The sequence below is a fragment of the Chryseobacterium sp. CH25 genome, from assembly GCF_004119455.1.
GTDB lineage: Bacteria > Bacteroidota > Bacteroidia > Flavobacteriales > Weeksellaceae > Chryseobacterium.
The window spans coordinates 1,182,619-1,202,094 of record NZ_NRQT01000001.1 but is presented as its reverse complement, the minus strand read 5'-3'; the positions used below and the strand labels follow the sequence as shown (position 1 = coordinate 1,202,094).

The following is a 19,476-nucleotide window of genomic DNA, read 5'->3' as shown; positions in this document are numbered from 1 at the left end:
CAACCTATTCCTGCAACTTAATATGTAAACCTAATGAAGATTAAAGCCGTAATTGTAGATGATGAACTGATCGCAAGAGAAGTGTTGAGAAGCTATCTCACCAAATACTGCCCGCAGGTAGAAATTTTGGGTGAAGCAGAAAATATTAAAGAAGCTGTTCCTCTGATTGCTGAAAAGCAGCCTCAATTGGTGTTTTTAGATGTAGAAATGCCTTTCGGAAATGCCTTTGATGTACTGGAAGCTACCAAAGATTTCTCCTATGAAACCATCTTCATTACCGCATTTTCACAATACTCTTTACAGGCTTTAAATAAATCTGCAAGTTATTATATTCTAAAACCGATCGATATTCAGGAGTTGATTCTTGCAGTCAATAAAGTGTTTGAAAGTATTGAGAAAAAAGAAGAACTGAACAGGAATAAAATTTTACTGGAGAACTTAAAATTAAAACCTGAAAAACAACAGCTTATTCTTCCAACCTTACAGGGTTTTGATGTGGTAAAAACAGAAGACATTGTAAGGCTTCAGGCAGATGGAAACTTTACTCAGGTGTATCTTACGGATGGCTCGAAGAAAATGGTATGCAGATTTCTAAAGCATTTTGATGATCTTTTGGAAAATCCTTTTGTAAGGGTTCACCGTTCCCATATCATCAATACATCCTTTGTGAAATCTTATCATAAAAGCGGAACAGTAATGCTTGCCGATGATACTGAAATTGAGGTTTCAGGAAGCTTTAAAGATAATTTTCTGAAAGTGTTTTCCTAGAATTTATCGTTTTTTAACAGCCCAAAGGCACTATTTTTGACGTTTTTACCAGAACTACACAAAATATTTCTGTCATGAAAACTTTTCACAAAATAATACTTCCCGTTTCATTGGGAGCTTTGGCGTATATAGCTTTTCATTCGTATTCGGTAGGAATTCCGAGAGGAGCGGTAGCCGTAAAGAATTTTGATAGTAAAAAATATCTTGGAAGATGGTATGAAATAGCCCGTTTTGATTATAAATTCGAGAAAAATATGGATAATGTTACTGCCGAATATTCAGAGAATCCCAATGGCAGTATTCAGGTAAGGAATAAAGGTTACGATTATATTAAAAAAGTATGGAATGAATCCATCGGAGAAGCCAAATTCGTTAAAAATACCACAGAAGCAAGGCTGAAAGTATCCTTTTTCAAACCCATCTGGGCAGGGTATAATGTTATTGATATTGATGAAGACTATCAATATGCTCTGGTGGCAGGAAGCAGTTTAAAATACCTTTGGATTCTTTCCCGAACAACGGGTATTCCAGAAAGTATCCGTCAGCGTTTCCTTGAAAAAGCCAAGAAAATCGGGTATAATACAGATGAACTGATCTGGGTAAGACATAATTAATAAGGTAAAAAGACAAAATCACCATATTGTAAATTTGCCTTTTCCCTTTTATTTTTTATCCTTTAATATATTCCTTCCACTCTTCAAAACGGTAATCAATGACCTGTTTCATCAGATCATAGTTTTCGTAAGTATCTTCAATGTGGTAGAAGGTCTCATATTCATAATCATTTTCTTCAGCTTTGGCATCAAAAATATTTACGTAATCATCAGCAAAAGAGCTGTATCGGTTTCCGAAATCGGTGTCATCTGCGTAATAATCTTTTGCAAAACTGTTCCCAAGATCATTCAGATCATATTCGGAGAATTTTCCGTCACAGGAATCCATAATAAATTCTGCACCTGTAATTTCTCTTCGTTTTAATTTTTGAATTTCCTCTTCATTATCTTCTTTCAATTCATCGGAGATCATATCATTATGGATACACCAGTTCAGGAACATTCCTGTATGGGTTGCTCCGTTTTTCTGTGGAAGTCCCTCAGGAAAATCACCACCATAATGCCATGAAGCATCATCATATTTAGACATAAGTTTAACTAATTTCCGTCAAAAATAGAAAAAATCAATTTATATTGCCGCAGCCGCATATTTTTCCGTCATTTGCAGGAGAATTTTTTTCAAGAATCTGATATATGGAAAAAGCAGTCCTGATCACTATTGGTGACGAAATCCTTTCCGGGAATACAATAGATACCAACTCCAATTTTATTGCCTCTGAACTTAAAAATATCGGGATAAAGGTCGTACAGATCTTTACCATTTCAGACGAAATAGACACCATTAAAAATACATTAAATACAGCTTTTGAACTGGGTGATCTTGTTATTACCACTGGAGGACTAGGCCCAACAAGAGATGACAAAACCAAAAAGGCACTTGCTGAGTTTTTCAATGATGAAATTGCGTTGGATGAGGTCACTTTTAATCATCTCAAAGGATATATGGAAAGACGCGGAAGAGCAGATATCCTGGAAAGAAATAAAGAACAGGCTTTTGTCCCTACAAAATCTATTGTTTTTCAAAACCATTTCGGAACTGCGCCATGCATGATGATGGAACTGGATGGCAAACTGAGTTACAGTTTACCGGGAGTTCCTTATGAAGTAAAACCTTTAATCAAAGATCAGATTATTCCTTACTTACAGGAAAAATTTAACCTTAATTATATTCATTCAAGAATTGTTTCCGTAGTGGGGATTCCGGAGAGTATTCTTGCAGATACCATTGAAGATTGGGAACTTGCCCTTCCTCAAAATATGTCATTGTCTTATCTTCCCGTAGGAACCCGAGTAAAGTTGAGAATAACGGCATCAGGTGACAATGAAGAAGCCTTAAAACAACAGACAGAAGACGAGATTCAAAAGTTGCTTCCTCTCATAAAAGATAATGTCATTGCGATTTTTGAAGACAAAATTGAAAACATTCTGGCAGAAATTCTTACTGAAAGAAAACTGACTATTTCAACGGCGGAAAGCTGTACCGGAGGAGAATTAGCCAAGATGATAACTTCAGTGGGCGGAAGTTCAAAATATTTTCTGGGTGGGATGGTCGCCTATGCCACTGAGAAGAAAATCAAAATTTTAAATGTCTCTAAAGAAACAGTAGATCAGTTTACGGTAGTCAGTGAGCAGGTAGCTCAGGAAATGGCCAAAGGATGTCAGGAATTATTCGATACTGATATTTCCCTTTCAACTACTGGAGTTGCCGGTCCTGGAAAAGGAGAAGATGGCAAAGATGTGGGAACTGTTTTCTATACCATCCGAATTAAAGATCAGGAAGTGACCTCAAAATTATATCTGCCTCATCTGGAAAGAGTTGACTTTATGGATTTCGTTTCCCAAAAGGTCATTCAGGATCTTGTGGGACTTTTGATAAATCAATAAATATAACACCACTTTTTTAATTTTTTTTAATGAATTTTCAGGTGCTTTTTCACACTTTTTGAAATCCATTCATTAAAATATTAAAATCGTGGAAAATTCCAAACAGATTTTTCAGACCAACAGCAAAAAACGCTGGAAAAGTGTACAGTGGGGCAGCCGTTTATTTATTTTTATAGCGGTGCTCCTGTTTTTAGCTTTGGGACTGATGATGGCCGTGGACAAAAGTCCGAAAATACCTTTTAAAGAAGACTATAAAGCTGTTATTACAGCCAATAAGCCTTATCTTCAGGAAAATAAAATCTCTAAAGAATATAAAGGGTTCAGAAGTTTTATTTCTGAAAAAACAATGCATACCAATCTTGCCAAAATTGAAAAAGCAAGAGCAGAAAGACTTAAAAATCAAAACAGAAACTGGGCTCAGTTTCCAGGGGGAATCCGGTCTGCATTCTATGTAGCATGGGATCCGCAGTCTTTGATGTCTTTAAAACGAAATATCAGACATGTCAATCTGGTATTCCCGGAATGGTTTTTCCTTGATCCTAAATCAGGAGACCTGAAAACCAATATTGACCCGGAAGGGTATAAAATCATCAAAAGAACAGGTGTCGCAGCTATGCCGATTCTGAGTAACAACTCAAATCAGGAATTTCATGCAGAAGGGCTTGGAAAGGTATTGAATGACCCTAAAAAAAGAACTGCTCTTATTCAAAAGCTTACCCAACAGTGTCTGAAATATCATTTCAAAGGAATCAATATCGACTTTGAGGATATGAACCTGAATTCTGATGAAAACCTGATTGCCTTTATGAAAGAGCTTTCAGAAACATTCAAACAGAACCAGCTTCTGGTAACGATGGATATTATGACGGATAATGATGATTACAATATCCCAAGACTGGATCCATACGTAGACTACTTTGTTTTGATGGCTTACGATGAATATTCAGCAGGAAGTGATGCCGGACCTGTTTCTTCACAGAAATGGATCGAAGAACAGACCGGTAAAATAGTGAAACAAACCTCTCCTCATAAGATTATCTTGGGGTTGGGAGCTTACGGATATGACTGGAGTTCCAATAAGGATGACAATACTTCAGTAACTTATATGCAGGCTATCACCAAAGCCAGTGCTAGTAAAGCCGTTATTGATTTTAATGACAATACTTTCAATCTGAATTATTCCTATACAGACTCTAAAAATAATACCCACACTGTATTTTTTAATGATGCTGCTTCTATTTTCAATACCATGCGTTTTTCATCTGAATATCCTTTGGCAGGAACAGCATTATGGAGACTGGGAAGTGAAGACAGCAGAATCTGGAATTTTTACGATAAGGATCTTACATTTGCCGGGCTTTCTAAACTGAATTTGAAAACACTGGAAAATGTAAAAGGACAAACCATGGTGGATTATATCGGAGATGGGGAAGTACTGGATGTTCTGAACACTCCTCATGATGGGAAAATTGCTTTGGAAATAGATCCGAAAGAAAAAATAATCACCGATGAAAATTATATTACCTATCCAAGTTCCTATGAAGTAAAAAAATACGGAAGTGCTCCGCAGAAAGAACTGGTATTGACATTTGATGACGGTCCGGATGAAACTTACACCCCTCAGGTATTGGATATTTTGTCTAAATATCATGTTCCTGCCGCTTTCTTTCTGGTAGGGTTAAATGCTGAAAAGAATCTTCCTTTGGTTAAAAGAATTTATCGTGAAGGCCATGAAATAGGAAATCACACTTTTACCCATGAAAATGTAGCCAAAGTAAGCCCGGAAAGAGCCCTGCTTGAAATGAAACTGACAAGACTTCTGATTGAATGCGTAACAGGTCACAGTACTATTCTTTTCCGTGCTCCATATAATGCAGATTCTGAGCCTACCACTTCAGAAGAAATTATTCCTGTAGCATTGGCAAGACAACAGAATTATCTGGACATCGGTGAAAATATTGACCCTGAAGACTGGCAGCCGGGAATAAAAGCAGATGAAATTGTAAAACGAGTAATGGCCGGAATTAAACAGGAGAGAGGAAATATTATCCTGCTTCACGATGCCGGTGGTGATACAAGAGAAGAAACTGTAAAAGCCCTGAAGATTTTAATACCAACTCTTCAAAAACAAGGCTATCATTTTACAAATCTTACGAATATTCTGCATAAGAGCAGAAATGAACTGATGCCTGCGGTGCCTAAGACCAGATCTTATTATATCATGCAGCTTAATTTAGTACTGGCCACTGTAATTTATGGAGTAAGCCACTTTTTAGTAGCACTGTTTACCATTTTCATTGTGCTTGGGTTGATAAGATTGCTATTAATGGCTTATTGGGCCTTTAAAGAAAGAAAAAAAGAGAAAAAGCTGGGTGAATTTCCAATTCTGGAATCTTATCCAAAGGTTTCCATCATTGTGCCGGCGTATAATGAAGAAGTGAATATCGTTTCTTCATTGCACAATCTTTTGAAACAAACCTATCCGAATTTTAATATCATCATGGTAGATGACGGAAGTAAGGATTCAACTTATGAAAAAGCGAAAGAAGCGTTTCCCAATCATCCAAAACTGGAAATATTCTCCAAAACAAACGGTGGAAAAGCAACTGCCTTGAATTATGGAATTTCACTTACAGATGCTGAATATGTAGTGTGTATAGATGCAGATACCAAGTTGCAGCAGGACGCAGTGAAATATCTTATTGCAAGATTCCTGAACGCTGGTGCAGAAGAAAAGATAGCCGCAGTGGCTGGAAATGTAAAAGTAGGAAACACCGTAAACTGGCTCACCAAATGGCAGGCGATAGAATATACAACAAGTCAGAATTTTGACAGATTAGCATATGCTCATATCAATGCCATTACGGTAATTCCGGGCGCTATTGGAGCATTTAAAAGATCCGTAATTCTGGAAGCAGGAGGCTATTCATCAGATACCCTTGCTGAAGATTGTGATATTACAGTAAAAATTTTAAAAGCAGGGTATACTGTAGCGAATGAAAACAGAGCTGTTGCTGTAACAGAAGCTCCGGAAAGCGTAAAACAGTTCTTAAAACAACGTTTCCGCTGGACCTACGGAATTATGCAGATGTTCTGGAAACAGAGACAGACTTTCCTTAGCCCCAAATATAAAGGATTGGGACTTTGGGCCATGCCGAATATTTTATTATTCCAATATATCATTCCATTCTTCTCCCCATTGGCAGATGTAATTATGTTCTTTGGAATTTTATCAGGAAACGGAAGTAAAATATTTAGCTATTATCTGATCTTCCTTTTGGTGGATGCTTCTCTTGCATTGATTGCATTCATCATGCAGCGGGAAAAATTAGGAAATCTGCTCTATATTATTCCACAAAGATTCGGGTACAGATGGCTGATGTATATTGTATTGTTTAAAAGTTTAAGAAAAGCATTGAAAGGCGAAATGCAGTCCTGGGGATTCCTGAAACGCACAGGAAATGTAAAAGAGATAGCAACATCTTAAAAGGCTGGAAGCTGGAAGAGTGAGGCTGGAAGTTATTTTAGGTGATATCATAACTGAATGTTATCCTAAAATCAATTTAAAAAGTAAAAAGAATGATACTGGTTCTTCTTTACTGTTTTAATAAGTTCCAGTTTCCATCATCCAGCTTCAAATCTAGCTGAATTATAAATTCTTATTATACTCTGATGGCATTTGTTTAAATTTGTTTTACAAAAAAGTAACAAATAAGAAATAAATCATACATATTGTATAAATTGTTATCATAATGAAAAAACTAACGCTTTCTTTGTTTCTAATAGCAGGGATCTGCTCTCAAAATACAGTGAGTGCACAAGGTACGGCTGCTAAAGTAGCAGTTAACAACACAGATAAAGGTTTAGACCTTAGTTTAATGGATACTTCGGTACGCCCACAGGATGATTTTTATAATTATGTGAGCGGAACCTGGATGAAAACAGCTAAAATTCCGGCTGATAAACCAAGTTGGGGAAGCTTTAATAAATTGAGAGAGGATACGGATAACAATTCCATGACTATCCTGAATTCTCTTTTGAAAGATAAATTTACTGACGGAAGTGAAGGGAAAAAAATTCAGGATCTTTATGCTTCTTACATGAATATGCAGAAGAGAAATACTGATGGAATCAAACCAATTCAGGAAAATCTGAATAAAATTGACGCCATCAAAAATATGGCAGATCTTCAGACGTATTTAACTTCTGTAACAAAAGAAGGGGAAAACCTTTTCTACGGATGGGGAGTATATGCTGATTTAAAGGATTCTAACATGAATGCTGTTTACTTAGGAGATGCAACTCTTGGATTAGGAAGAGATTACTACCAGAAAGTAAACGAAAAAAATACAGAAGCTATTGCTGAATACCAGAAATATGTAGCTTCTATGTTGAAGGAATTAGGATATAAAAATGCTGATGATGCAGCAAAAAATATCGTTGGCTATGAAAAAAGTATTGCACAGACGCTTTTAACTAATGAGCAGAGCCGTGATAATACCCTTCAGTATAACCCTCAGACAATGGCTGAACTTTCTACTTTGGTAAAAGGAGTAGACATTCCTGCTTACCTTAAAAAAGTTGGGGTAAATACAGACAGAGTAATTATCGGAGAATTGAATTACTATAAAAATTTCGATAAGCTGGTAAATGCTCAGAATCTTCCAATCATTAAAGATTACTTGAAATTCCACCTGCTTAACGGAAGTGCTTCTTACTTAAGTGAAAAACTTGGAGATATGAAGTTTGCGTTCTTCGGAAAGTACCTAAACGGGCAACAAGAACAAAGAGCATTGAACAAGAGAGGGTTTGAATTAATCAACAGAAACCTAGGCGAAGCTTTCGGTAAACTATATGTTGATAAATACTTCCCGGCTGAAGCTAAAGCTCAGATGGTAGAATTAATTGACTACTTAAAGAAAAGTTTCGTAGTTCACATCAATAACCTATCATGGATGTCTGCTACTACTAAAGAAAAAGCACTTAAGAAGCTGAATAAATTCACAGTAAAAGTAGCATATCCGGACAAATGGAAAGATTATTCTAAATTAGACATCGTTTCTGAGGCGAAAGGAGGTACATTATACAGCAACTTACAACATGTTGGTGAGTGGCAGTACAACAGAGAATTAGCTAAAATCGGGAAACCGGTAGATAAAACAGAATGGGGTATGACACCACAAACTGTAAATGCTTACTATAATCCTGTATATAACGAAATCGTATTCCCTGCAGCCATCCTTCAACCGCCATTCTTCAATCCTAAAGCGGATGCAGCGGTGAACTTCGGTGGAATTGGTGCAGTTATCGGTCACGAAATGAGCCACGGATTTGATGATTCTGGAGCTCAATTTGATGCAGACGGTAACTTAGTAGACTGGTGGACACCAGAAGATAAAGCTAACTTTGAAAAAGCTACAAAATCGCTAGCTGCTCAGTATGATAAATATGAGCCAGTAAAAGGAACATTTGTAAACGGTACTTTCACAAACGGTGAAAACATCGCTGACTTAGGTGGGGTGAATATCGCTTATGATGCTCTTCAGATGTACTTAAAAGATAAAGGAAATCCAGGAAAAATCAGCGGATTCACTCAGGATCAAAGATTCTTCCTAAGCTGGGCAACCGTTTGGAGAACTTTATCAAGTGAAAAATATATGATCAACCAGGTGAAGACAGATCCGCACTCTCCGGGTTACTTCAGAAGTTTTGGTCCGCTAATCAACGTTGATGCATTCTATAAAGCATTCGATGTGAAGAAAGGAGACAAATTATACAAAGCTCCGGAGGACAGAATTAAAATCTGGTAATAAATATAAACCGTTCAGTAATGAGCGGTTTTTTTGTTTTTGAAAGATGGTATAGGTAATAGGGCGAGGTATAGGAACTACTTTAACCAAGATTAATAGAAAATGGCTTCTATTATTCCCCTTCTCTGGAAGGGTGGCGAAAATTCAAAGAATTTTTGACGGGGTGGTGTATATATTCACAATATTTCTACTTCCCATCTACTACTCCTAAAACTTTAAACCTTAAACCCCAAAAATTACCATTATCCCATCAATTCCCAATTATCCTTTATCACCTATCAATAAAGTTCGTATATTTGATAAGTTTGTGTATAATCAAAAATTATCTTCAATGAAAAAGCTAAATATTGGTATACTTGCCTTTTCGGGCATAGTATTTCTAAATTCGTGTGGTGCAGCAAAGACTGCCGGGACAGAGACAAAAACAGAGGCTGCAGCAAAAGTTGCTACGCCAGTAAAAGAAGAAGTAAAGGAGGAGGGGATCAATCTATCTTACATGGATACAGCTGTCCGTCCGCAGGATGACTTTTTTAGCTATGTGAACGGAAATTGGGTGAAAACTACACAGATTCCTTCAGATAAAGCCAATTGGGGATCTTTCAATGCTTTGAGAGAAAATGTAGATGATGCCTCATTGGACATTTTAAACAAAATTCTTAGTGAAACATATCCAGCCGGTTCTGAAGGACAGAAGATTCAAAGTCTTTACGCATCTTTTATGGATACAGCCAAAAGAAATACAGACGGACTGAGTCCTATTAAAGCAGATCTGGCAAAAATTGATGGCATTAAAAGTCTGAATGATCTTCAGAAATATCTTTTAGAAGCTACAAAACTGGGAGATAATTCTTTCTACGGATGGAGAGCAGGAGCAGACATGAAAAACTCTAAGATGAACGCTGTATATCTTGGAGGTCCGGATCTTGGCTTAGGAAGAGATTACTATCAGAAAGTAAACGAAGCTAATACCAAAACATTAGGACAATATCAGGCTTATGTTGGAAAATTGTTCGGAGTTTTAGGATATAAGAATTCAGCTCAGGCAGCACAGAATGTAGTAGATTTTGAAAAACAGCTGGCGAACTATCTATTGACTTTAGAGCAAAACAGAGATGCCAATTTAAGATACAACCCTAAAAACGTTTCTGAATTATCCGGTTTAGTGAAAAACGTGGACCTTGCAAAATATCTTAAGGATGCAGGAGTGAATACAGACAGGGTAATCATTGGTGAACTGAAATACTACCAGAATATGGATCAGTTTGTTACCCAGAAAAACTTACCTCTATTAAAAGACTATCTGAAATATCACCTGATTAACGGTAATGCCAGCAATCTTGATGAAAATCTTGAACAGATCAGATTTGATTTCTATGCAAAAGAGTTACAGGGGCAAAAGGAACAACGTCCTATGAATAAAAGAGGGTTAACCCTTGTGAATGGTGTTCTTGGTGAAGCATTTGGAAAATTATATGTAGACAAATACTTTACTCCGGAAGCAAAACAGCAGATGGAAACCTATATTGATTATCTTTTAAAATCATTCAAAACCCATATTGCGAATATCGATTGGATGTCTCCTGAAACAAAAGTAAAAGCTCAGGAAAAACTATCCAAGTTTACGGTAAAGATTGCATATCCTGACAAATGGAAAGATTATAGCCAATTAAAAGTAGAATCTCCAAAACAAGGAGGATCTTTATATGCTAACCTGCAAAATGTATCAGCTTGGCAGTATCAGAGAAATCTGGATAAAGTAGGTAAACCTGTTGATAAAACTGAATGGGGAATGTCTCCGCAAACAGTAAATGCTTACTATAGCGGATCAAACAATGAAATTGTATTCCCTGCAGCAATCCTTCAGCCACCTTTCTACAACCCTAAGGCAGATGCAGCGGTAAACTTTGGTGGAATTGGAGCAGTAATCGGTCACGAAATTTCTCACGGTTTTGATGACAGTGGTTCCCGTTTCGATGGTGATGGAAACCTTAACAACTGGTGGACTGAAGCGGACCGTAAGAATTTTGATGCAAAAGTTGGTCAACTCGCTGCTCAGTACAGTGCTTACGAACCGGTAAAAGGAAGCTTTGTGAACGGTAAATTTACAAGTGGAGAAAATATCGGAGACTTAGGTGGGGTAGCTGTAGCTTACGATGCCCTTCAGATGTACCTTAAAGATAAAGGAAACCCAGGAAAAATAAGTGGATTTACTCAGGATCAGAGATTCTTTATGAGCTGGGCTACCGTTTGGAGAACAAAAGCAACCAATGAATATATGGTTAACCAGGTAAAAACAGATCCGCACTCTCCGGGAATGTACAGAGCTTTCGGGCCACTGGTGAATCAGGATTCATTTATCAAAGCATTTGATATTAAGCCAGGAGATAAAATGTACAAAGCTCCTGCTGACAGAATAAAAATTTGGTAAGCATACCAAAAAATTGTTAGAAAAAGAAAGCATCCATCTCAATTTGAGGTGGATGCTTTTTAATAGGCTTTCTTGTAATTCCGGATCACAAACTTTATCCCGGTTTCTATAATATCGCCCATGGTTTTGCAGTATTTGAAGTTCACATCGTAGGTAAGTTTTCGTAATGCTGTTTTTAGTTCAGTAACATTGGCTTCCGGTGCAAGATCTTCTTTTTTCATAATAGAAATCAGTTCATCGAATCTATTTTGGCTGCTGGTTACCCTTTTTACAATTTGTGAACGTACCTCTTTACGATACTGTTCTATAGAATTGGGTTTCAGTTTTTCCAGTACCATGGTAACCATAGGATTGTTTTCTTTGAAATACTGGGGAAGATAAACCTTCAGATTCCCTTCATAGCTTTGCTGGTCAAAATCAATAGGACGGATTCTGTAAATAACCTGGTCAAAATCGTGAATAGGAATAATAACATAATTGTAAGAACGCATATCACCAAGCAGCCCGATAAGACAACGTTCATTGAATTTCACAAATTCCTTGGAAATCTGTGCCTTTTCAAGTTCTGTACAATTGGACATGTGTTTCTCAATAAATACATCCCCGGGAATTCCCAAAATATGTTCCTCTATTAATGTGTTTTTGTAAATCAGAAAATTAATCCGGTTGGGAGAAAGCAGATCTTCAAGTTCCAATCCATAGATACGGGAGGCATCGGCCTGTTTGATATAAAAATTAGTATAATTATCATTCAGAATATTTCTTACCCTGATTCTGAAAGGCTTAGAATTTCCAAAAGTACAAAAGTCTATTGTATCTACTGTCAGATAGGGCAACGTAGCCTCATCCCCGTCAGAATGAAGAAGCGTATAAATCTTATTTAAATTAGCCTCTATTTCTTTAAACTCAAATTCAGGATACAGCACCCCCAGCCATAAAGTATCTTTACCGTCTTTATCCAGAATACGCACGCTGTCACTGAATCTTAAAAGATCTTCATACAGAAACCTGATCTTGGTAGTTCTGTTATGTTTTTCCAAATACTGTTCTAATGCTTCTGAAACAGGATATATTGGTTTTCTAAAAGCAATCTTTACATCTTTCATCACACTGTTTACTTTATTTAAATATAAAGAATATTTTTCCTCACATCATAGAAATTCTTATTTAATACATATTTGTTGTTCTCTATAAATGCAAAACACTCCGGATTTTATTTTATGACTCTATGGTTTGTTTTTATTTATTTTTTCATAGCTTAGTGACCTTGTAATGATTTGATTTTATGTTGAATAAATGTGTGTAAATTTAATTAATGTAAGAAAAATCTTGACAAAATTTTGTATGTTACAGTTTTTTTTAAATTTAAACTTTGGATTCGTAATTTACCTGAGTTATCTGTAAATTACTAAAAGACAGATCCAAACCAAAATAGTAAATCTCAAAATAATAATAATATGGCAATGTTTAATTATGGTGTTGGCGGAAACGAAGTAAAAGTAGACGCTAATGAAGCTATTCAGGAAATACAGGAAAATAAATCACTGATAGTAAGCCAGCTTACAACAGAAGAATCTTATACCCCTGAAATTGTAACAGGATTAAAAACAGTGGAAGATGTTTTCAAACATTTCCAGCCTTCTATATCTGTACAACATGAAACAGAAGAAGGTGGATTGGTTGATGAAGAATTCCGTTTTCAGAATCTTGGAGACTTTACTCCTAAAAGCCTTACTCAGAAATCTGATTATCTTCAGCAGCTGAGCATGGAGCAGGAGCAGTACAACAAAATTGTACGTCAGTTGAAAACCAATAAAATTCTTCGTAATATGCTGGAGAACGACCAGACAAGAACGGCGTTCATCGAAGTATTAAAAGAAGTAGCACAAGAACTTGAAAAATAATTAAAGACTTACATTAAATCATGGATAGCAAATTACAGGCGCAAGAAAGTCAACAACAAGGACAGCAGCAGCAACACTCAGGGCAACCGAAGGGCAACCCGCTTGCTGAGCTCAATAAAATGGGAGGTTTTGGCTTTGTTGAATCCGTTGTAGACGGTATCGCCAATATGAACCCAACCAGAAAAGCAAGGAAAGAAATCTTCCTTAACGATAACAATAAATCAGACGAAAGAAAAGAACTTCTTCAGAAGATCAATCTTTGGGTAAGCCTTTTAGAAGGCAGCGAATCAGCAGATAAAATGGCTGACACTTGCAAAACCAAAGCACAACAGGCTGATCAGAACTTAAAGAAAAACCTTAAAAATACACTGGATGCAGTTCGTCTGTTGGAAACCAACTACAGAACTGTAGCTCAATTCTATAAAAATACAGAATTGGATAAAGTGGATAATGTAAGTATTGTTAATGCAAGTCTTGACCAGGTTTCAGACTTAGACAATCCTTTATTCATTGATGCCATCTCTGAAGAATTCAAAAATTACTACGACCGTTTAGACCTTAGAGATAACTATTCAATCCTTGCTATCCCTGGATATTTAGGATCTAATAAAGTTATTGAAAAATGGGCTAAAATCTGTAACGAGAACAAGGTAATGATGGTTACAGACTTTGCTAACCTTGATAAACCGGATGACGTAGTAGATTTATTCCATTCTGCAAATCTTACAGGTGGTGAACTTCACAGAAGTAACGTGATCATGACTTGTAACTGGTTAGTAGGACGTGGTAAAGCAGAAGAAGTAGGAGAAGAAGAGAACGTAGAACTTCCACCTTCCACTTCATTAGCAGGAAAAATCCATAAAACACTGATGTCTCAGGTAGCGGCAGGTAAAAAACATGGTAACATCAACGAAGTAGACGCTGTAAAATTCGAATTGAAGAAAAGTGAAATTTCTCAGTTGGAAAAAATGGGTCTTGTACCAATGGTTAACGAATATGGTAAAATTATGGCTTTCTCTGCGAAGACATTATTTACTGGAGACAACATTGGTCTTCAAACCTATTCAGTAGTTCGTGTATTCGACTACGTAACTAAAGTATTACTGGACTTCCTGAACAGAAGAGCCTTTGAAAACTGGAATGCTAAAAACGAAGACGATTTGAGAAGACAGATCGTAACGTTCCTGGACAATATCAAAGGGCCAGATAAATTGATCGAGAAATTCAAGATTGTTCGTTTCGAACAGGATAGAGTAAACAAAGACAGAGTGTGGTTAGACATCCGTATGACTCCTTATTTCCCTACAAAAAGTTTCGTTATTAAACTGGACGGACACAAAGGAGATGATGGTAACGAATGGGATGCAGAATACGCTCAGGAATAATAATACCTTATTTTTAATCATAAAAACCGATGCATTTTTTACATCGGTTTTTTTCTACCAATACCTATGAATATTAAAATGAAAATTAAGTTTGCGATCAGTTTACCTCTATTATTGATGGCTTTTTTAGTAAGCTGTGAAAAAAAATATGAAAGTCCCGGTCAGTACGAAGAAGACCTTTTCGCAGATGAACGTCAGGAAGGAAAGGCTTATATTATGGACGAAGAAGAATGTTTTGATGGCAGTGAGCTGGTTTTGGCAAGTTCAGAAGTAAAGCTGGCAGACAGTTCAAAAGGTCGTGGAAAAGCATTTTTTCTTTATAAGGTAAAATCAGGAAAAGTCTTAAAGACGGTAAGAGATTCAGTTTTAGATATGCCGATGATGTTTTTATCTCCCCATAAGTTAAAACTGCAAAAAGATTCCATGTATTTATATCTGAAAAAATTAGAAGGATATCGTTTTATAGCTAAAGACAGAAACCTGAAATACCAATGGCTAAGAGGAGCATCTGTTTATGCTGTGAAGAAAAAATAAAATAAACCTATCTTTGCGGTCTTGAAATAATGTTCAGGATGAAGTGGTAAAAGTCTCTTCAGTGATTTAAACAGATTGGTTTTTTGGAAAAGAATAATACAGCCCCGGAATTTCTTCACGTAGGAAACAGGCTTTTGGAATGGTATCGGAATAATGCAAGAGATCTGCCTTTCAGACAGACAAAAGAGCCTTATAAAATCTGGATCTGTGAAATTGTATTTCAGCAGACAAGAATCAATCAGGGGCTTAATCATTATAATAATTTCATTAAAAGATTTCCGGATGTAAAAACCTTGGCAGAAGCTGAGGAAAATGAAGTTTTGCTGTACTGGAAAGGTTTAGGCTATTATTCCAGAGCCATTAATATCCATAAAGCAGCCCAACAGATCATGAATGATTATCATGGTGTATTTCCGGATCAGTATGATGAAATTTTAAAACTGAAAGGTATTGGTAAGTATACAGCTGCAGCCGTTTCAAGTATCTGTTTTGGTGGGAGAACTCCGGCTGTAGACGGAAATTTTTACCGTGTTCTCAGTCGTTTCTTTGCTGATGATTTTGATATTTCAAATTCAAAGGCATTTACTTACTTTTCAGAGCTGGCAACACTGGTAATGCAGGATAATGTTGGGGACTTCAATCAGGCTATGATGGATATTGGCTCAGAAATCTGTAAGCCAAAAAATCCACTTTGTGATGAATGTCCTATCAATGAAGACTGTCTGGCTTTCTCCCTGCAAAAAATCTCAGATTATCCTGTTAAAACAAAAAAAGTAAAGGCGGAAGACCTTGCTTTAACCTATTATTTTGTCCACAGAAACGGAGAATTTCTGATCCGCCAGCGGGCAGAAGATTTTATCTGGAAAAAGTTATTTGAGTTTCCAAACGCTATTCCTTCTGAAATGGAACCCTTCATCACCGGTTCAAAAACAGTTAATCACAAGCTGACACACAAGAATTTAAGCATTGAAATTTTTAATGTTGAAGTAGCCTCAGATGACATTTGGAACCGTTTTATAGTTGAAAATCAATACAAGATTACGGATATTCAGGGTTCTCACGAAAAATCGTTTCCGAAGCCTCTGGAAAATTACATTCAAAACTCATTGAAAGACTGAAATTTGTCTTCTGAAATCTGAAATCTAATTTGTACTTTTGCAAAATGATTAAAAAAGTCATTTTTATTTTTGTATCACTGCTTTTAATTTCCTGTGGAAAAGACCCGGTTCCGAAACCGTACGGTGAACTGCGTCTGGAATACCCGGCACCTAAATATCAGAAGTTTGAAAACAACTGTGCCTATACTTTTGAGTATTCGGATTTTGCCAATATTACAGCAGCTAAAAAACCTTGCTGGTATTATCTGAATTATCCAAAGATGAAAGCAAAGATTTTTGTAACCTATTACCCGATACAGAATGACTTTGCACAGCATATCAAGGAAGCTGAAAAATGGTATATGAACATACCATTAAAGCCAGTTCTATAGATACGAAATCCTTTGAATACCCTGAAAAAAAGGTATATGGAAATTTCTATGAACTGAAAGGACAGAGTGCTTCCAATCTTCAGTTTTACATTACAGACAGTACGAAACACTTCGTGACTGCTTATTTATACTTTAATACGAGACCGAAACCGGACTCTCTGGCTCCTGCAGTAAACTATATCAAAAATGATATGAAACACCTGCTGGATTCTTTTGAATGGAAAAAATAATTACTTTTAATATACATTGAAAAATATATGAAACTTTTAGTTGTAGGAAGTGTTGCATTTGATGCAATTGAAACACCATTTGGTAAAACGGATAAAATTTTAGGCGGAGCGGCTACTTATATTGGGATCACTTCATCTATTTTAGGCGTTAAATCCGGTATTGTTTCTGTAGTAGGAGGAGACTTTCCACAGGAACACCTTGACATGTTTACAAACAGAGAAGTAAATATCGAAGGAATTGAAATCGTGAAAGAAGGAAAAACATTCTTCTGGTCAGGAAAATATCATAATGACTTGAATACGAGAGATACTTTGGCTACAGAAGTAAACGTATTGGAAAATTTTGATCCAAAAATCCCGGATTCAATGCAGGATGCCGAAATTTTATTACTTGGTAACCTACACCCTGGAGTTCAGTTATCCGTACTGGAAAAAATGAACAACCGTCCTAAACTTGTAATCCTTGATACCATGAACTTCTGGATGGATTGCGCTTTGGATATTCTGATGGATATGATTGCTAAAACAGACGTAATCACTATCAATGATGAGGAGGCAAGACAACTTTCTGGAGAATACTCTTTAGTGAAAGCTGCTAAAAAGATCCACACAATGGGACCTGAGTATGTAATCATCAAAAAAGGAGAACACGGAGCTCTACTTTTCCACGACAATAAAGTATTTGCAATCCCTGCACTTCCTTTAGAAGATGTTTTCGATCCAACAGGAGCAGGAGATACTTTCGCAGGAGGTTTTGCGGCTTATCTTGCTAAAAAAGGAAAAATTGATTTCGAAACAATGAAGTCTGCACTTATCGTAGGTTCTGCAATGGCTTCATTCACAGTAGAGAAATTCGGAACAGAAAGAATTCAGGAAGTACAGGAGTCTGATATGTTCAGCAGATTGAGACAATTTAAGGAATTGACGACATTTGATGTTGAACTGCAGTAAATAAGTCTTTTTAAGAAATATTTATAATAAAAAATTGAGTGAAATTCGTTAAGAATTCTAAATTTGCAACTTGTTAAAATAGTAAAATGACAAATAAACTAAAAATCACTTATCTTCTTGGGATTTTCATCATGATTTTTTCATCCAATATGATGAATGCCCAGTTAAAACCGGGAGATTTAGTGGATGGTATTGCTGCTGTGATCGGAAATGAGATTGTTTTGGAATCAGATGTTACGGAGCAGATGAATTATGGGAAACAGCAGGGAGCTAGTAACACAGACAAATGTGAGTTCCTTGAAAACCTTATCAACAACAAACTTCTTGTATACGAAGCAAAAAAAGATACGCTAATTGAAAACCGTTCTGCTGCAATTAAAGAGCAGGCGAATCAAAAATACCGTCAGTTGCTTTCTCAATTTCCGGATGAAAAAGCATTATTAGCTGCTTATAAATTCAGAAATTCTTACGAAATGAAAAACGCTATCGAGAAAATCGATACGGATACATATTACGGACAGGCAAAATACCAGAGAGTTACTGATAAAGCAGACGTTACCCCTAACGAGGTTACTGACTTTTATAATATGTATAAAATGCAGCTGCCGCAGGTAAAAGATGAGGTTACTTTAGCTCAGATCATGATGTACCCTACCTTAACTGAAGCGCATAAGCAGGATCTTATCAACAGACTGAAAAAAATTAAGCAGGATATTCTTGGTGGTGAGACTTTTGAAAGCCAGGCAAGAATTTACTCTGAAGATGAAGGATCTGCTTCCAATGGCGGATTATACAAAAACATCAATAAAGGGCAGATGGTGAAGCCGTTTGAAGCTGCAGCATTAAACCTTCAGGAAAACGATATCTCAGATCCTATTGAATCAGAATTCGGTTACCACATTATTCAGTTACTAAAGAGATCAGGAAAAGTATATGACGCGAGACACATTCTTTTGAAAGCTACTCCTACAGATGAAGAAATGAAAACTGCGAAAGCAAAACTGGACAGCATCAGAGGTTTAATTGTAGACGGAAAGATGACGTTTAAAGATGCAGCGTTCAAATTCTCAGATGACAAGAGAACCAAGTTCAATGCAGGTATCATTCCTGGTGGAGACGGTTCAGATAAAATTGAAAGAGAAAGTATTCCTGGTACAATCAGCTACGAATTGGCAGGTCTGAACAAAGGAGATATCACTACTGCTTTTGAAGATGAAGAAAATAGAAGAAAAGCTGTAAAAATCATTAAAATAGAAGATGTAATTCCTTCACACCAGATCACTCTGGAAACAGACTTCAGCAGAATCAAGCAGATGGCACTGAATAAAAAGAAAAACGAAATGGTTGAGAAATTTGTCAACTCTAAGTTGCCTACCACTTTCATCTCCATAGACGGACGTTACGATAACTGTAACTTCAAATCCAACTGGAAGAAAGAATCAATCAAAAAATAAAAGTAAAACCTTCAGAATTTCTGAA

At 36.5% G+C, this 19,476-nt stretch carries 16 protein-coding genes; 14 read left to right on the top strand and 2 right to left on the bottom strand.

The genetic code is table 11. The features are described from left to right. Positions 1 to 33: 33 nt before the first annotated feature. The gene (locus BOQ64_RS05270) at positions 34 to 768 is read left to right on the top strand and encodes a LytR/AlgR family response regulator transcription factor (RefSeq protein WP_129058120.1); all 735 of its coding nucleotides are present in this window, start codon (positions 34 to 36) and stop codon (positions 766 to 768) included. A 74-nt stretch (positions 769 to 842) separates the two neighbouring features. Beyond that, positions 843 to 1,382, top strand: coding sequence for a lipocalin family protein (locus tag BOQ64_RS05265; protein ID WP_129058121.1), 540 nt, complete (start codon positions 843 to 845; stop codon positions 1,380 to 1,382). A gap of 55 nt (positions 1,383 to 1,437) precedes the next feature. Here the strand turns inward: BOQ64_RS05265 and BOQ64_RS05260 are convergent, their stop codons facing one another. Beyond that, positions 1,438 to 1,911 carry a hypothetical protein gene (locus BOQ64_RS05260; protein WP_129058122.1) on the bottom strand — a complete coding sequence of 158 codons (474 nt, stop codon included), beginning with the start codon at positions 1,909 to 1,911 and terminating at the stop codon, positions 1,438 to 1,440. A gap of 104 nt (positions 1,912 to 2,015) precedes the next feature. Here BOQ64_RS05260 and BOQ64_RS05255 point away from each other — a divergent pair, with 104 nt between their 5' ends. From BOQ64_RS05255 to BOQ64_RS05240, 4 genes are all read left to right on the top strand, one after another. Beyond that, the gene (locus tag BOQ64_RS05255) at positions 2,016 to 3,266 is read left to right on the top strand and encodes a CinA family nicotinamide mononucleotide deamidase-related protein (protein ID WP_129058123.1); all 1,251 of its coding nucleotides are present in this window, start codon (positions 2,016 to 2,018) and stop codon (positions 3,264 to 3,266) included. A gap of 88 nt (positions 3,267 to 3,354) precedes the next feature. After that, positions 3,355 to 6,753, top strand: coding sequence for a polysaccharide deacetylase family protein (locus BOQ64_RS05250; protein ID WP_129058124.1), 3,399 nt, complete (start codon positions 3,355 to 3,357; stop codon positions 6,751 to 6,753). Between the two features lie 265 nt (positions 6,754 to 7,018). Continuing rightward, the gene (locus BOQ64_RS05245) at positions 7,019 to 9,076 is read left to right on the top strand and encodes a M13 family metallopeptidase (protein WP_129058125.1); all 2,058 of its coding nucleotides are present in this window, start codon (positions 7,019 to 7,021) and stop codon (positions 9,074 to 9,076) included. A gap of 331 nt (positions 9,077 to 9,407) precedes the next feature. After that, positions 9,408 to 11,504: a M13 family metallopeptidase gene (locus BOQ64_RS05240; RefSeq protein WP_129058126.1), complete on the top strand. Its 2,097-nt coding sequence runs from the start codon at positions 9,408 to 9,410 to the stop codon at positions 11,502 to 11,504. Positions 11,505 to 11,563: 59 nt separating this feature from the next. Here BOQ64_RS05240 and BOQ64_RS05235 read toward each other — a convergent pair whose 3' ends face one another. After that, positions 11,564 to 12,610: a hypothetical protein gene (locus BOQ64_RS05235; RefSeq protein WP_129058127.1), complete on the bottom strand. Its 1,047-nt coding sequence runs from the start codon at positions 12,608 to 12,610 to the stop codon at positions 11,564 to 11,566. Between the two features lie 351 nt (positions 12,611 to 12,961). On the opposite strand from BOQ64_RS05235, the gene BOQ64_RS05230 reads away from it, so the two are divergent. The 8 genes from BOQ64_RS05230 to BOQ64_RS05200 all read left to right on the top strand — a co-directional run bounded on the left by BOQ64_RS05230 (position 12,962) and on the right by BOQ64_RS05200 (position 19,451). Beyond that, on the top strand, positions 12,962 to 13,408 hold the full coding sequence (locus BOQ64_RS05230; protein WP_164975757.1) for a type VI secretion system contractile sheath small subunit: 447 nt from the start codon (positions 12,962 to 12,964) through the stop codon (positions 13,406 to 13,408). A 20-nt stretch (positions 13,409 to 13,428) separates the two neighbouring features. Continuing rightward, positions 13,429 to 14,793: a DUF5458 family protein gene (locus tag BOQ64_RS05225; RefSeq protein ID WP_045494263.1), complete on the top strand. Its 1,365-nt coding sequence runs from the start codon at positions 13,429 to 13,431 to the stop codon at positions 14,791 to 14,793. A gap of 78 nt (positions 14,794 to 14,871) precedes the next feature. Next, positions 14,872 to 15,327, top strand: coding sequence for a hypothetical protein (locus BOQ64_RS05220; protein WP_228448167.1), 456 nt, complete (start codon positions 14,872 to 14,874; stop codon positions 15,325 to 15,327). A gap of 83 nt (positions 15,328 to 15,410) precedes the next feature. Then, on the top strand, positions 15,411 to 16,445 hold the full coding sequence (gene mutY, locus BOQ64_RS05215) for an A/G-specific adenine glycosylase (RefSeq protein ID WP_129058129.1): 1,035 nt from the start codon (positions 15,411 to 15,413) through the stop codon (positions 16,443 to 16,445). 44 nt (positions 16,446 to 16,489) lie between these two features. Continuing rightward, on the top strand, positions 16,490 to 16,816 hold the full coding sequence (locus BOQ64_RS23700) for a hypothetical protein (protein WP_228448165.1): 327 nt from the start codon (positions 16,490 to 16,492) through the stop codon (positions 16,814 to 16,816). Continuing rightward, entirely contained in the window at positions 16,780 to 17,046 is a 267-nt protein-coding gene (locus BOQ64_RS23695) for a hypothetical protein (protein WP_228448163.1), read from the top strand. Before BOQ64_RS23700 ends, BOQ64_RS23695 begins: the two co-directional genes overlap by 37 nt. Before the next feature lie 27 nt (positions 17,047 to 17,073). Next, the gene (locus BOQ64_RS05205) at positions 17,074 to 17,997 is read left to right on the top strand and encodes a PfkB family carbohydrate kinase (RefSeq protein WP_129058130.1); all 924 of its coding nucleotides are present in this window, start codon (positions 17,074 to 17,076) and stop codon (positions 17,995 to 17,997) included. Between the two features lie 86 nt (positions 17,998 to 18,083). Continuing rightward, complete coding sequence (locus BOQ64_RS05200; RefSeq protein WP_129059651.1) at positions 18,084 to 19,451, top strand: peptidylprolyl isomerase; 1,368 nt, start codon at positions 18,084 to 18,086, stop codon at positions 19,449 to 19,451. The last annotated feature ends 25 nt before the right edge of the window (positions 19,452 to 19,476 follow it).

Coding starts and splice junctions, on each gene's coding strand:
- BOQ64_RS05270 (WP_129058120.1), top strand. CDS start 34: ATGAAGATTAAAGCCGTAATTGTAGATGATGAACTGATCGCAAGAGAA.
- BOQ64_RS05265 (WP_129058121.1), top strand. CDS start 843: ATGAAAACTTTTCACAAAATAATACTTCCCGTTTCATTGGGAGCTTTG.
- BOQ64_RS05260 (WP_129058122.1), bottom strand. CDS start 1,911: ATGTCTAAATATGATGATGCTTCATGGCATTATGGTGGTGATTTTCCT.
- BOQ64_RS05255 (WP_129058123.1), top strand. CDS start 2,016: ATGGAAAAAGCAGTCCTGATCACTATTGGTGACGAAATCCTTTCCGGG.
- BOQ64_RS05245 (WP_129058125.1), top strand. CDS start 7,019: ATGAAAAAACTAACGCTTTCTTTGTTTCTAATAGCAGGGATCTGCTCT.
- BOQ64_RS05240 (WP_129058126.1), top strand. CDS start 9,408: ATGAAAAAGCTAAATATTGGTATACTTGCCTTTTCGGGCATAGTATTT.
- BOQ64_RS05235 (WP_129058127.1), bottom strand. CDS start 12,610: ATGAAAGATGTAAAGATTGCTTTTAGAAAACCAATATATCCTGTTTCA.
- BOQ64_RS05230 (WP_164975757.1), top strand. CDS start 12,962: ATGGCAATGTTTAATTATGGTGTTGGCGGAAACGAAGTAAAAGTAGAC.
- BOQ64_RS05225 (WP_045494263.1), top strand. CDS start 13,429: ATGGATAGCAAATTACAGGCGCAAGAAAGTCAACAACAAGGACAGCAG.
- BOQ64_RS05220 (WP_228448167.1), top strand. CDS start 14,872: ATGAAAATTAAGTTTGCGATCAGTTTACCTCTATTATTGATGGCTTTT.
- BOQ64_RS23700 (WP_228448165.1), top strand. CDS start 16,490: ATGATTAAAAAAGTCATTTTTATTTTTGTATCACTGCTTTTAATTTCC.
- BOQ64_RS23695 (WP_228448163.1), top strand. CDS start 16,780: ATGGTATATGAACATACCATTAAAGCCAGTTCTATAGATACGAAATCC.
- BOQ64_RS05205 (WP_129058130.1), top strand. CDS start 17,074: ATGAAACTTTTAGTTGTAGGAAGTGTTGCATTTGATGCAATTGAAACA.
- BOQ64_RS05200 (WP_129059651.1), top strand. CDS start 18,084: ATGACAAATAAACTAAAAATCACTTATCTTCTTGGGATTTTCATCATG.